Below are 13,675 nucleotides of genomic sequence, written 5' to 3'. Positions count from 1 at the left end.
TAAATGGAAAAAGTAAATATAATTTTTAAAAATAAAACCCCATTTTCTCTTGATTTTGATGATTTTTATTTTAATTCACAAGATGGAATACAAGAGAGCAAATATATCTATTCGGAAGCTTTCAAATGGAACGATGAAGAACAATTTATCATTGCTGAAACAGGTTTTGGCATAGGGCTTAATTTTTTCCTAACCTTAAAAAGATTTCTCAAAGAGCAAGTCAATCAAAGATTATTTTATATCAGTATAGAAAAATTTTATATTGAAAAAGAGATATTAAGAGAAATTTATAAAAAACTTGGTTTTTATGAAGACTTCAAAGAAATACTTGAACCCTTTTTAAAATTTTATCCTCCTTGTAAAGAGGGGTGTTACCGATTTTATTTTAAAAATTGTTTTTTAGATCTTATTTTTGATGATGTTTCTGTTTTAAAAAGACTTGATTTTAAAGCTAATGTTTGGTTTTTAGATGGTTTTTCTCCTAGTAAAAATTTTGCTATGTTTGATGATAATGTATTACTAGAAGTAGCAAGATTATCAAAAAAAGGGACTCAAATTTGTACTTTTTCTGCAGCTAGTTTATTGCAGAAAAATCTTAAAAAATATGGTTTTAGCGTACAAAAAGTGAAAGGTTTCAGAAAAAGAGAAATGATAAAAGCTTTTTTTGAAAAAGATATAGTAGATCAGCAAATGAATCAAGAAGCGTATTTTCAAAGAGTTTTTCAAAAAAATGAAAATAAAGAAGTTGCGATTATAGGTGCGGGTATTTGTGCGGCAACTTTAGCCTATGAGCTTTCTTTAAGGGATTTTAAAGTCAGCGTTTTTGAAAAAAATACTTGTTTAGGAGAGGGTGCTAGTGGTAATGAAAGTGGAATTTTAAGCTCTTTGATTTTAAAACCAAACGTTGCTTTGGGTGAATTCTCTCAATTTGCTTTTGTTGAAGCGAGTCGTTTTTATCGTCAAATTTTAGATTTGAAATTAAATGGAGTGATAGAAATTGCACATAATGATTTAATGCAGGAGCGTTTTTTATCTCAAGAAAACAATATTTTGTTTAATATTAAAGACAATCAAGCTTTTTTACAAGATGGCGGACATATCAATCCAAAAAAACTCGTTCAAACCTTGTTTGAAAAAAGCAAGGCTAAGATTTATTTTAATCATAAATTTAAAAGTTATCAGTATAAAAATGGCATTTTTAATCTTTTTTTTGATGAGATAAAAGATATTTATCAATCAGAAATTTTAATTTATGCTATGGGCGCAGATACTAAGGATTTTGTGTCATATGAATTTATGAATTTAAGTAAAGTTCGTGGTCAAGTAACTCATTTAGAACCTTTTTGTGATATCGAATTTCCACTTTCATCAAAAGCTTATATTTGTCCAAAAAATGAAGGAATCCAAGTTATAGGGGCAAGCTATGATCGCTTAAATTGTAACCCTAATCCTCAAAGAGAAGATGATGAAGAAAATATTAAAAATATAAAAGAATTTTTAAAAGGAAATGAAAATTTGATCATCAAAGGCTCTAAAGTAGGATTTAGATCTTATTCTAGCGATAGATTTGCTATCATAGGTGCAGCTTATGATGAAGAGTTTTATAAAGCGTGCTATAAAGATTTATTATGGACAAAAAATAAAGATCAAAAATTACCCAAAAATATACCTAATCTTTATTTAAATTTTGCTCATGGATCTCGAGCTTTTTCCACAGCAGTTTTAGCCGCACGTTATCTTTGTGCTTTAATCAAGAACGAACCTTTATGTGTATATAAAGATTTTATTTCTTGTATTCATCCTGCAAGGTTTTTGATTAGAAAGCTAAAAAAAGGTTTAAAATAATAAGCATAAAAATATATTATTTTAATATTTTTATTTTATTTTAAATTATGTTATTCTATTATATAGTAATTTTATTTTAAGGAAAATTTCATGGTCGATTATAGTCAAATAGAGTCTCGCTTAGCGATGCTTGAAAAACTTCCTTCTTTAAATCCTGAAAATTCTATTCCTATGGCTTTAGAAAAAGCTGGATTTAGTAGAAGGGATTTTATGAAATGGGCAGGAGCAATGACTGCATTTTTAGCACTTCCTGCAAGTTTTACTCCTATGGTGGCAAGAGCTGCAGAATTAGCCGACAGACTTCCTGTTGTTTGGCTTCATATGGCAGAATGTACAGGCTGTAGTGAGAGTTTATTAAGAAGTGATACGCCAACTATTGATAGTTTGATATTTGATTATATATCTTTAGAATATCATGAAACTGTTATGGCTGCTGCAGGTTGGCAAGCTGAAGAAAATTTGGAAAACGCTATTAAAAAATATAAAGGCCAATATGTTTTAATGGTGGAGGGTGGTATACCTTGTGGAGAAAAAGAACATTATCTTACTATAGGACCACATGGAAAAAGCGGATATGAACTTGCTAAGATGGCGAGTGAGGATGCTTATGCTATTTTGGCAATTGGTACTTGTTCTTCTTTTGGTGGTATTCAAGCAGCAAGACCAAATCCAAGTAATGCACAGCCTTTAAATAAAGTAACCAATAAAACAGTCATTAATGTTCCAGGATGTCCTCCAAGTGAAAAAAATATTGTAGGTAATGTTTTACAACTTTTACTTTTTAAAGAATTACCAGCTCTTGATGTATATAATAGGCCAAAATGGGCTTATGGTTTAAGAATTCATGATCTTTGTGAAAGACGAGGACATTTTGATGCAGGTGAATTTGTGCAAAGTTTTGGAGATGAGGGTGCAAAAAATGGATATTGCCTTTATAAGGTAGGTTGTAAAGGACCTTATACTTTTAATAATTGCTCAAGAGAAAGATTTAATCAGCATACTTCTTGGCCTATTCAAGCAGGACATGGTTGCATAGGGTGTTCTGAACCAAATTTTTGGGATACTATGGGGCCTTTTGAAGAGCCTATGGCAAGTCACAAATTCGATACAGTCTTTGGTATGGGTGCTGATAGTGTATCGGATAAAATAGGAATTGGTGTATTAACACTTACCGGAGTTGCTATTGCTGCTCATGCAGTAATTGCTTCTATGAAAAAAAATGAGGAATAAAAATGAGTCAAAAGATAATAGTTGATCCAATTACAAGAATAGAAGGACATTTAAGAGTTGAGGTGGTTGTTGATGATAACAATGTAGTAAAAGAAGCTTATGCAGGTTCTACTTTGTGGCGTGGTATTGAGACCATCGTTAAGGGAAGAGATCCAAGAGATGCAGGTTTTATGACTCAAAGAATTTGTGGAGTTTGTACTTTTTCTCACTATAAAGCAGGCATTGTTGCAGTTGAGAATGCTTTAGGTATTGTTCCCCCTTTGAATGCATTGCTTACTAGAACTTTAATGAATGCCGCACTTTTTTTACATGATCATATTGTGCATTTTTATCAACTTCATGGGCTTGATTGGGCTGATGTTGTAAGTGCTCTAAGTGCAGATCCTAAAAAAGCAAGTGATGAAGCTTTTAAATACACTTCAAATCCTTATGCGACTGGATCTGATAAACTTCTTGAAGTAAAACAAAGACTTAAAACCTTTGTGGATAAAGGTAATTTGGGACCTTTTGCAAATGCTTATTATGGACATCCAACTTATCGTTTGACTTCAGAAGAAAATTTAATCATTCTCTCTCATTATTTAGAATGTTTAAGAATTCAAAGAATTATTGCTCAGTGTATGGCAATTTTTGGTGCTAAAAATCCACATCCGCAGAGTTTAACTGTAGGTGGTGTAACTTGCGTTATGGATCTTTTAAGTCCTTCAAGAATGGGTGAATATATGGCTAAATTTCAAGAAGTTCAAGATTTTGTTAATCGTGCTTATTATCCAGATCTTGTAATGGCAGGAAAAGCTTATGCAAATGAAGCCAGTGTTTTAAATGATATCGGAGTAAATAATCTATTTACTTTTCAAGAATTTCAACTTGGAAAAAATGAATGGTTATTTGAAAGCGGTATAATTAAAAATGGAGATTTGAGTAAAGTTTATGATGTAAATGAAGATAAAATTACCGAAGAGGCAACTCATTCTTGGTATGTAGATAATGAACCATTGCATCCTTATGAAGGCAAAACAAATCCAAATTATACAGGATTTATAGATGGTCAAAGCATAGATCATCATGGAAATAAAGTCGATTCTAAAGTTTTTGACACCAAAGGAAAATATAGCTGGATTAAAGCACCTCGCTATGAAGGAAGCCCTATGCAAGTAGGACCACTTGCAAATATAGTGGTTAATTACGCTAAGGGAAATAAAAACGTTGTTTCGGTGGTAGATGAGTTTTTAAAAGAAACAGGACTTCCTTTAAGTGCAGTATTTAGCACTCTTGGAAGAACTGCTACACGTTGTATAGAAGCAAAAATCATAGCCAATAATGCTTTAAGGGCATTTAATAATTTAGTAGAAAATCTAAAAGTAGATCAAACAACTTGTGCACCTTATGCTCCAGATACAAGTAAAATGGTTAATGGTGAATACAGAGGCCGTTATATTGGGCATGTGCCAAGAGGAACATTAAGTCATTGGTGTAGAATTAAGGACGGCGTGATTGAAAATTGGCAAGCTGTTGTTCCTTCAACTTGGAATGCAAGTCCAAAAGATGCTAATGGAATAGGTGGAAGTTATGAACAATGTTTAATAGGATTAAAAATTGCCGATGTGAAGCAACCACTTGAAATTATACGCAAAATTCACTCTTATGATCCTTGTATAGCTTGTGCTGTGCATGTTATGGATACTAAGGGAAATAATTTAAGCGAATACAAAGTTAATGTAAATTTATAGGGGGCTTTTATGCAAAACAAAAAAGAAAAATTGCAAAGAAAAGCTGAATATGAATTTAGTATAGGTTTGCGTTTGACGCATTGGATTCGTGCTATTGCTATAGTATTGTTAATAGGAACTGGATATTATCTTTCTTATGTATTTCAAAGTCCCATAAGCAATGGTGAGCCTATTAATTTTATGCAAGCTAAATATCGCTTAATCCATCAAGCAGTAGGATTTATTTTGATTGCCTGTATTATTTTTAAGGTTTATCTTTTCTTTTGTGATAAAGTAAGTCGTAAAGAACGCGTTTCAATTATAGATGTTTTTAATATTAAGCTTTGGATTCATCAAATTAAATTTTATATTTTTTTAGGCAAACATCCTCATTTAAGAGGGGTGTATAATCCTTTGCAATTTGTTACTTATTTTTTCTTTTATCTTGTAATGTTAGGTATCATTTTAACAGGACTTATTCTTTATATTCATACTTATCATCAAGGTTTAGGTGGAATGTTGTATAATCTTTTAAAACCACTTGAAGCAATGCTTGGAGGATTAGCTGAAGTTAGAACTTATCATAGAATTTTAATGTGGGTTATTATGATTTTTATCCCTGTACATGTTTATATGGCTATTTTTAATGCTCTAAAAGCTAAAAATGGTTCTATGGACGCGATTTTTAGTGGTTATAAATATGTAAAAGAGGAAGGAAATTGAAATTCCTTGTGCTAGGCATAGGAAATATAATGTTTGCAGATGAGGGTATAGGAGTTCATATTTGTAATTTTTTTAAAAAAAATTATGAATTTACTCACCCTATCCACACTTTAGATTTTATTGACGGCGGGACTTTAGCTTTACAGCTAAGTTATATAATTGCAAGTTATGATAAAATGATTTTAATTGATTGTATCGATGCAGATGATGCAAGTATAGGAGATGTTTTTTTCTTTCCTTATGAAGCGATACCAAAAAATATTAATTGGAGTGGCAGTGCTCACGAAGTTGAAATGCTCCAAACTCTACAATATATAGAACTTCTTGGCGATTTACCACAAACTCAAATTTTAGCTTGTATCCCTAAGCGTATAGAGCCGATGAGCTTTGAGCTTTCTAAAGAAATTTTAAAAGCGAGTGAAATTATGGAAAAGACCTTGCTTGATTATTTAAAAAAAGAAGGTTTTGATTACGAAAAGATTGCCGATCATTCTTTGCAGGAATTGGCAAATATTGCTTATAAAAATTAATTTTCTATTTTAATGCGATAGTTGATTGCTTTATTTAAAGATACCATATCGACATTTTCCAAACTAACTCCACTTGGAATCCCTTGCGCTATTTTGCTAAATTGTAAATTTAAATCTTTAAATCTATCCTCTATAAAAAAAATAGTTGCATCTGAATTAAGATTATGCGGTAAAGCAAATATCAATTCTTTAGCATTTTGTCTTAATATCATTTGTTCTAATTTATTTAATTTTTTACTATCTAGTTCATCTAAAACAAAGTAAAATCCTTGATAGCTTTTACTTTCTTCTATGGTTAGAATATCTTTTGGAGTTTGAACTATACATAAGGTATCTTTGTTTCTTTCTTCATCTGTACAAATTCCACAAAGTTCATTTTCACTTAATGCTCCACATTGTTGACAAGGTTTGATAAAGCGTAAAGCATTTTCAATATTGTGCGCAAGCTTCATACCTTCAAACTGATTGCCAGTGCAAATATGATAGGCAAGACGAATAGCTGTTTTTTTTCCAATAGTAGGTAATTTAGAAAAACTTTCTATGAGTTCATTAAATTTTTCTAGATCTTCTTTATAAGTCATTATTTTTTTTATCTCCAAAGAACACTTTAAAACAATGTTTGCCTTTCTCATAATAATAAGTAATCTCAAAATTATGTAACTTACATACTTCAAAAACTATATAAAGCCCAAGACCCATTCCTTTAGCTTGTTGGTGTTTTTCTCGAGTAAAGGCTTCAAAATAGTATTCTATGGGTTCGCTTAAGGCTTGTCCTAGATTTTTAATTACAAAAGAGTCTTTATAGCAATAAATTTTACAAGTCCCATCGCTTGAGTATTTTAAAGCATTATCGATTAAATTTTTTAAGATTAAAGGAAAAATTTCCATATCTGCATTGATTAAAGAATCTTGATTTAAATAAATTTTAACGATTTTGTTAAAATCGTCTTTCATTAAATAATTTTTAGCCTCTTCAAGTATGATACTAAAATGTGTAGGTTTAAAGTGTAAATTATGATTTTTTGAAAAGAGATTTTCAATTTTTGCAAATTCGTTAATCAAAGAATCCATGCGCGAAAATATATCGATAAGTCTTTCCTTTTGCTTTTGCTCTTTAATCATTTCAGCAATGATTCTTCCTTTACCTATAGGAGTTTTTAATTCGTGCATTATTGTACGTAGGAAAAGTTGTCTTGATTCTATAAGTTCTTGACTTCTTGTGAAAGCTTTTTTGAATTCAAAAGCAATCTTGCCAATTTCATCTTCTTGATATTCTGTAAATTCAAACTTTTTTCCATTCGCGGCTTTGGCAACTTGCTTTCTAAGTTTTTTAAGTGGTTCGAGTGATTTTAAAACTGAAAAATACATAAAAACGACTAAAAAAGAAAAGAAGAAAAATCCTACCAATAAAAGATTATAAACTCTATCATTTATATTTTCTTTATAGAGATTTTGAAAATTTTCACATTGAATATCAAGATAAAGATCATTTTGATATTTTAAAGAAAAATACTGACATATTTGATTATCGTTGTCATAAAAAAGAATTTTAGCATTTTTTTTAATTGCGTCTTTTAGGTTTGAATTTTTTATAATAGAAAAGTTATTGTTGTTAAAATAGGCATTTATATTAAAATTTGAATTATAAGAGCTTAACATATTTTTAACAAGAACCTTCTGTCTTATAACCCCTTCTTTTTCGTAGGAGTTTTCTTCAATTTTTAATAAAATTATAAAAAGAATACAAACTAAAAAAAAGGTTAAAACAAATAATACAACTAGTTTAGTAGAAATAGAATATTTTTTTCTCATCCTATTAGTTTATATCCTATACCCCTAACAGAAAAAATGTGTTTTGGAGATTTAGAATTATCATTTATTTTTGCTCTTAAACGACCAATGATAACATCTAGGCTCTTAGAATCTTTATCTTTAAGGCTTTTGCAGCGATTGACAAGTTGTTCTCTGGATACGCTATAGCTGTGTTGTTGAATTAAATATTCTAAAATCTCATATTCAGCTGGAGTTAAAGTTAAAACTTTATTTTGATAACTAATCTCGTGTCTTCTTTCATCGATTTTAAACGCTGAATTTATATTTTCATTACTAAAATTTTCAATTCTTTTTGTGCGACGAATAAGGCTAGTTATCCTTGCATACATTTCTTTTGGATCATAAGGTTTTGGCAAATAATCATCTGCACCAATTTGAAGTCCTACGACCTTATCGCTAAGATCTCCTCTAGCCGAAGAAACAATAATTGGAATATTGCTTTTTTGTCGGATTTCTCTACAGACTTCAAGCCCGTCTATCCCCGGTAAAGTTAAGTCCAAAATCAAGCAATCATAACCTTGTATTCCCATACTCAAAACTTCTTTTGGAGTTTCAAAATTTGTAATTTTTATATTAAACTGAGCTAAATATTCAGATAAAAGTTGTGCGAAGTCAGGATCGTCTTCTATCATTAATACGTTAATCATTTATGTTTTCCTTTAAAAAAGTATTTAATATTTATTATATTATAGCAAATAGAATATTTTACATAATTTTATTTAAATTTTGATAAATTATTGAGTTTATTTTTGCTAAAATTACGTTTTAATTTTTAAAATGTTTTTTAGTGGTATAAAATTTGAAATTTTGCGTTGATATTTAAGGAATTAAAATGGAATTAGACTATTATGAAATTTTAGAAATTACACAAGGTGCTGATAAAGATACCATAAAAAAGGCTTATAGAAAAATGGCTTTAAAATATCATCCAGATAGAAATCAAGGAGATAAAGAAGCTGAAAATAAATTCAAGCTAGTTAATGAAGCTTACGAGGTTTTAAGCGATGATGAAAAACGTGCTGTTTATGATCGATATGGAAAAGATGGCTTAAAAGGAGGCTTTGGCAGTAGTTCTGGTTTTGGTGGTTTTGAAGATTTAGGCGATATTTTTTCTAGTTTTTTTGGAGATGGCTTTGGAAGATCGTCTCGTCGTAAGAAAACAGGTGAAGAAAAATTTTCGAGTGATTTGATTGTAAATTTAAGATTGAGTTTTAAAGAAGCTGTTTTTGGATGTAAAAAAACTATAGATTTTATTTATAAGGATTCTTGTAAAACTTGCAATGGAACGGGTTCTAAGGACGGAAAACTTCAAACTTGTCCTAAATGTAAAGGTAGCGGCCAAGTAGGAATTTCTCAAGGATTTATCACTTTTGCTCAAACTTGCCCAGATTGTCAAGGAAGTGGTGAAAGTATCCGTGAAAAATGTAGCGATTGTAAAGGCAAGGGTTATCAAGAAGTTAAGGATCAAGTAGAAATTAGCATTCCTGAGGGTGTTGATAGTGGAATGAATTTAAGGGTTAATTCAAAAGGTAATATCAGCAAAAATGGTTCTAGAGGGGATTTGTATGTTAAGATTATTGCTGATGAGGATAGGACCTTTATAAGAGATGAAAATGATATATATATAAAATATCCTGTATTTTTTACTCAAGCTATTTTAGGTCAAAGTGTAAAAGTTCCTACTATACGTGGAGAAGCGACTTTGAATTTGCCAAAGGGTGCAAAAGATGGGCAAAGATTTGTTCTTGAAAAAGAGGGAGTAAAAGATGTGCATAGTTCTCACATAGGAAATCAAATCGTTCAAATTTCTATTAAATTTCCTACTTCTTTAAATGATGAACAAGAAGAACTTTTAGAAAAATTAAGTGAAAGTTTTGGTATCAAAGATGGAATGCATCAAGAACAAAAAGGATTTTTTGAGAAAATAGCTGATTGGTTTAAATAAAAAATATCAATTATCTATAAAAAATAATACTCTATAAATCTAAAATTATGTAATTTAATAAAAATTTAGTTATCGGCATATAATACGAGAATAAAAAGTGCATATACAAAATGATGATTATATGGAAAAAGCTAGTCTATTTAATTTTCTTTTCACAAGCATCACTTTTTGATTGGCAAGAGTCAAGATGAAATTAGAGTAGAGAGTAAAATTTTTTAAAAGAAACAATTAAACTATGCAAATACAATTCAAACAAAGTAAATTAAAAATACTAAAGGTAAAAATTATTAAAAAGATTTTTTTAAAGACAAGTAATTTTTTAAGATTTGAGAAAAAATATCAAGTTACAAGAGACTAAAAGAATATGAGATTAAAAATTTATTAAAGGAATTATTTTGCTCATTTTCTTGAAAAATGCCATAAGTATGACTTAACATCCAAAATTAATAAGATGAGTTTTATCAAAGGAAATTAAAAAATATTTTTAAAAGCTAGGTTGTTAAACCTAGCTTAATAGAGTTAAATTTTATTTTTAGAACTTGTAAAGAGCTTGAAGTCTTATAGCATTGTGATCGCCATCTCCATTTTTGTCCGCATCTACATCTAAGTAAGAATAGAATGCTGAGAAGTCAAGTTTTGGAGAGTATTTATAATCAACTCTTGCAACCGCTTCGAATTTTTTACCACCGCCTATATGAGCAGCTGTTTCAGTTCCACCATATACTAAGTCACCACCTATGCGAACTGTTTCATCGAAAGTATAACCAGCAGTTATATAACCAAAGAGATTTCTACCCATACTACCAGTTAAGTTAGATCCTTGAGAATAGAAAATTTCTTGTCCAGCTAAAACGCCACCGATATTTCCTTGATCTTCAATTGTAGTCATAGTGTATTTATCTTTGTCACCATAGTATAAACCACCAAGACTAGCATCCCAACCAGCAACTTCGATACTTCCTCTTAAACCAAAGAAGTTACCATTATCAGAACCAACTTGAGTATCATTATCTAAAGAGTTTCCTAAATATGCACCTTCAAGAGTCCAATTTACACCATCAAAGATAGTTGTACTATAAGCTACATCTAAAGCATAGAAAAATCCTACATTGTCCCAATAAGCTAACCATAATTGTGGATTAAAGTCACCACCAAGAGCTTCATAAGAACCTATAGCAGCAGCACCATAGATGTTACCTATTGAGCTACCCATAATGTTTGATAAAAACCCGCTCATATCACCTTCTTGTTCTTCAGTCATAAAGCTATCTACACCAAAAGCAACTAAGGTTAAGCCATCGATGCTGTTATTGACTACTTTTACACCTGTTCCAACCAAACCATCAACTCCGTTGTCAGTCCAGATAGTGTTAAGTTGTTGTTTACCAGCGATTACATTTGTAGCAACATCCTCATTTGTATAAGTTAAATACAATTGACGAACAGCAAGAGTTTTTTTCTCGTTTAGAGTTGCTTCGTTACTATAGCCACCATCTTTAGCACCATAGTCAAATTGAACGAAAGCTTTAAAGTTGTCTGCTATAGCAGCACTGAAATTAAATTGTGCTCTATATAAATGATTTTGTTTGCTCATCATTAAATCACTTTTTCTTCCTGGGAAGTCTTTATCGAAGTTAGCACCTTCATATCTATATCTTAATACTCCAGATACATCGATATCTTTGATTGCTTCTTCTACTGGAGTAGCGCTAGCTACTGAAAAAGCACCTGCAGTAAGAGCTGCGACTAAACTAAGTCTAATTAGTTTCATGAGAATTCTCCTTTTAAAATTTAAAATAAAACGATGTAATTGTAACATAAAAAACAGGAGTTTATCTTAAAAAATGCTTAAAGTTTTGAATTTCAGGTTTTTTGAAAGTAAATAACCTTAGCTAAAATAGCTTAGCTAAGGTTATTTAAGGAGTTTTCTCATGAATGTTTTTACTCATGTATGAAAGTATAAATATAGAAAGTAAATGATTGGATAATTTAAAATTTTTTATAATAACTTTTTTATGATTTTAATTTTTCTAACAAATCTTTTGCATTAATAAAACCTGTAATTTTTAATTTTTCTTTACCATTTTCAAAAAAAATCAAAACAGGAGGTCCAAAAACATCGAAATTTTGCATAGTTTTTATTTCTTTATCATTGTTTTGACTCACATCTACTTTGATAAGTTTGTAGTTTTTTACTTTTTGTATCACTCTTGCATCGCTAAAAGTAAGTTCATCTAAAAGTTTGCAATTTTCACACCAAGATGCGGTAAAGTCAAGCATTACATTTTGATTGTTTTTTATTTCTTGTTTGATTTGATCAAGATTGTTTATAAAATGATAGTTTAAAGTTTCATTTTGCTGCTTCGTGTTTATACTAAAAGGGTTTAAAAAATCTTTTGCTCCAAAAAGTCCACCTAAAAATAAACTTAGCGAATAACTTAAAACTAAAATCAAAATAGCTTTTTTAAATCGAGTCAAAAAGTCATCAGCTTTTTCAAAAAGTCCCATAAAAACGCTAAAAAATACGCCTAAAATTCCAAAGGCTATTAAAATATAGTTTGTTGCTACAATGCGAGAGAGTATCCAAATCGCCATCGCAAGCATAACAAAGCCAAAAAATAGCTTGATTTTTTCCATCCAAGCCCCAGGTTTTAAAAACCCTAACCCTAAGCCTATAAAAAGCAAGGGAATTCCCATGCCAAAACTCATCACAAAAAGAGCACTTCCGCCAAGCAAAGCGTCTTTGGTATTTGCGATATAGATTAGCGCTCCTGCTAAAGGAGCTGCTACACAAGGTCCTACGATCAAAGCCGATAAAAATCCCATGATGGCTATACCTACAATGCCTTTTTTATTGTCGCTTTTTTTGTGTATGAAATTTTGGAATTTTAAAGGAAGCTCAAAGCGAAAAACATCAAACATCGCTAAGGCAAAAAGAACGAAAATAAACGCAAAAGCGATCAAAACACTAGGCTTTTGTAAAATCCCTTGCACACTTGCACCTAAAAAACTAGCCATAACTCCAGCTATGGCATAAGCTAAAGACATAGAAAATACATAAACAAAAGAGAGTAAAAAGCTGTGTTTTTTAGAATTTTTTACTCCACTTTTTGCGACGATTAAAGAGGATAGAATAGGAATCATCGGTAAAATGCAAGGAGTAAGTGAAAGCAATAAACCATAGCCAAAAAAGCTTAGTAAAATCCAAAAAAGATTATCAGTAGCTAAAAAATTAGCGATCATTCCTTCTTCGGATTGGGAGTTGAATTTTTCTTTAGGCTGTTTATTTTGTTTGTAAGGTTTTGAAATGGAAAATTGGCTGTTTTTGTATGTAAGATCGAGGTACCAAATTTGCGGATTGTAACATAAGCCTTGTTTGGAGCAACCTTGAAATTCAAGTTTGATTTGGTTGAGATTTTTTTTAGCGTAATGTTCTAAAAGCAGATTAGGTAAAGTTAGATCAAGCTCTTGAAAATATACTTGTTCGTTGTCTTTTTGTGTGCTTGGTGGGAAATTTAAAAAAGAAGTTAAATCTTTGTCATTGATGTGAAGTTTTATTTTATCTGCGTATAAATAAATGTCTTTTCCTAGCTTGATATTGATATTTATCGAGCTATCGTAAGTTTTTGAATTGACGTGAAAGGCATCATTTAAAGATAAAATGGAAGCAAAAGAAATGCAAAAATTAAACAACAATAATATAATAAAACGCAACTTTACTCCTTGAAAGTATTTCAAACGCATTATAGTTTTTTGCGGTAAATATCCAAAAATTAATTTTATTAACTTGATTTTAACGTTAAAAATTTACAATAATTCACAAAAAATTCACTTTTAGTCTATAAAATTTTTAAATAATT

Annotated in this window: 11 protein-coding genes; 6 read left to right on the top strand and 5 right to left on the bottom strand. The window is 30.3% G+C overall.

Going from position 1 to position 13,675, the window contains the following annotated elements; all coding sequences use genetic code 11:
* The first annotated feature begins 3 nt into the window (after positions 1–3).
* The 5 genes from mnmC (at position 4) to CQA69_RS00430 (ending at position 6,037) form a co-directional block, all read left to right on the top strand.
* The gene (mnmC, locus tag CQA69_RS00450; protein WP_137619877.1) at positions 4–1,845 is read left to right on the top strand and encodes a bifunctional tRNA (5-methylaminomethyl-2-thiouridine)(34)-methyltransferase MnmD/FAD-dependent 5-carboxymethylaminomethyl-2-thiouridine(34) oxidoreductase MnmC; all 1,842 of its coding nucleotides are present in this window, start codon (positions 4–6) and stop codon (positions 1,843–1,845) included.
* A 90-nt stretch (positions 1,846–1,935) separates the two neighbouring features.
* The gene (locus CQA69_RS00445) at positions 1,936–3,075 is read left to right on the top strand and encodes a hydrogenase small subunit (protein ID WP_137619876.1); all 1,140 of its coding nucleotides are present in this window, start codon (positions 1,936–1,938) and stop codon (positions 3,073–3,075) included.
* Positions 3,076–3,077: 2 nt separating this feature from the next.
* Positions 3,078–4,805: a nickel-dependent hydrogenase large subunit gene (locus tag CQA69_RS00440; RefSeq protein ID WP_137619875.1), complete on the top strand. Its 1,728-nt coding sequence runs from the start codon at positions 3,078–3,080 to the stop codon at positions 4,803–4,805.
* A gap of 9 nt (positions 4,806–4,814) precedes the next feature.
* A complete protein-coding gene (gene cybH / locus CQA69_RS00435; protein ID WP_137619874.1) occupies positions 4,815–5,507 on the top strand; it encodes a Ni/Fe-hydrogenase, b-type cytochrome subunit in 693 nt (230 codons plus the stop codon).
* Positions 5,504–6,037 (top strand): HyaD/HybD family hydrogenase maturation endopeptidase, encoded by a 534-nt coding sequence (locus CQA69_RS00430; protein ID WP_137619873.1) that lies wholly within the window; start codon positions 5,504–5,506, stop codon positions 6,035–6,037. Before cybH ends, CQA69_RS00430 begins: the two co-directional genes overlap by 4 nt.
* Here the strand turns inward: CQA69_RS00430 and recR are convergent.
* From recR to CQA69_RS00415, 3 genes are read right to left on the bottom strand one after another with little or no spacing between them, the layout of a single operon-like run.
* Positions 6,034–6,618: a recombination mediator RecR gene (gene recR / locus CQA69_RS00425; protein WP_137619872.1), complete on the bottom strand. Its 585-nt coding sequence runs from the start codon at positions 6,616–6,618 to the stop codon at positions 6,034–6,036. The two genes, CQA69_RS00430 and recR, sit on opposite strands and share 4 nt — an antisense overlap.
* A complete protein-coding gene (locus CQA69_RS00420) occupies positions 6,608–7,849 on the bottom strand; it encodes an ArsS family sensor histidine kinase (RefSeq protein WP_137619871.1) in 1,242 nt (413 codons plus the stop codon). The genes recR and CQA69_RS00420 overlap by 11 nt, the downstream gene beginning before the upstream one ends.
* On the bottom strand, positions 7,846–8,517 hold the full coding sequence (locus CQA69_RS00415) for a response regulator transcription factor (protein WP_137619870.1): 672 nt from the start codon (positions 8,515–8,517) through the stop codon (positions 7,846–7,848). The genes CQA69_RS00420 and CQA69_RS00415 overlap by 4 nt, the downstream gene beginning before the upstream one ends.
* A gap of 185 nt (positions 8,518–8,702) precedes the next feature.
* Between CQA69_RS00415 and dnaJ the strand changes: the two genes are divergently transcribed.
* Entirely contained in the window at positions 8,703–9,815 is a 1,113-nt protein-coding gene (gene dnaJ / locus CQA69_RS00410) for a molecular chaperone DnaJ (RefSeq protein ID WP_137619869.1), read from the top strand.
* Positions 9,816–10,347: 532 nt separating this feature from the next.
* On the opposite strand, the gene CQA69_RS00405 is transcribed toward dnaJ, so the two are convergent.
* A complete protein-coding gene (locus CQA69_RS00405; protein WP_137619868.1) occupies positions 10,348–11,586 on the bottom strand; it encodes a major outer membrane protein in 1,239 nt (412 codons plus the stop codon).
* 242 nt (positions 11,587–11,828) lie between these two features.
* Complete coding sequence (dsbD, locus tag CQA69_RS00400) at positions 11,829–13,529, bottom strand: protein-disulfide reductase DsbD (protein ID WP_137619867.1); 1,701 nt, start codon at positions 13,527–13,529, stop codon at positions 11,829–11,831.
* Between the last annotated feature and the right edge of the window lie 146 nt (positions 13,530–13,675).

This window comes from Campylobacter estrildidarum (assembly GCF_005406205.1).
GTDB lineage: Bacteria > Campylobacterota > Campylobacteria > Campylobacterales > Campylobacteraceae > Campylobacter_D > Campylobacter_D estrildidarum.
This window is presented reverse-complemented; position numbering and strand designations above follow the sequence as displayed.

What these genes read in the sequence shown, in the direction of transcription:
- mnmC (WP_137619877.1), top strand. Translation starts at nt 4, where the DNA reads ATGGAAAAAGTAAATATAATTTTTAAAAATAAAACCCCATTTTCTCTT.
- CQA69_RS00445 (WP_137619876.1), top strand. Translation starts at nt 1,936, where the DNA reads ATGGTCGATTATAGTCAAATAGAGTCTCGCTTAGCGATGCTTGAAAAA.
- CQA69_RS00440 (WP_137619875.1), top strand. Translation starts at nt 3,078, where the DNA reads ATGAGTCAAAAGATAATAGTTGATCCAATTACAAGAATAGAAGGACAT.
- cybH (WP_137619874.1), top strand. Translation starts at nt 4,815, where the DNA reads ATGCAAAACAAAAAAGAAAAATTGCAAAGAAAAGCTGAATATGAATTT.
- recR (WP_137619872.1), bottom strand. Translation starts at nt 6,618, where the DNA reads ATGACTTATAAAGAAGATCTAGAAAAATTTAATGAACTCATAGAAAGT.
- CQA69_RS00420 (WP_137619871.1), bottom strand. Translation starts at nt 7,849, where the DNA reads ATGAGAAAAAAATATTCTATTTCTACTAAACTAGTTGTATTATTTGTT.
- CQA69_RS00415 (WP_137619870.1), bottom strand. Translation starts at nt 8,517, where the DNA reads ATGATTAACGTATTAATGATAGAAGACGATCCTGACTTCGCACAACTT.
- dnaJ (WP_137619869.1), top strand. Translation starts at nt 8,703, where the DNA reads ATGGAATTAGACTATTATGAAATTTTAGAAATTACACAAGGTGCTGAT.
- CQA69_RS00405 (WP_137619868.1), bottom strand. Translation starts at nt 11,586, where the DNA reads ATGAAACTAATTAGACTTAGTTTAGTCGCAGCTCTTACTGCAGGTGCT.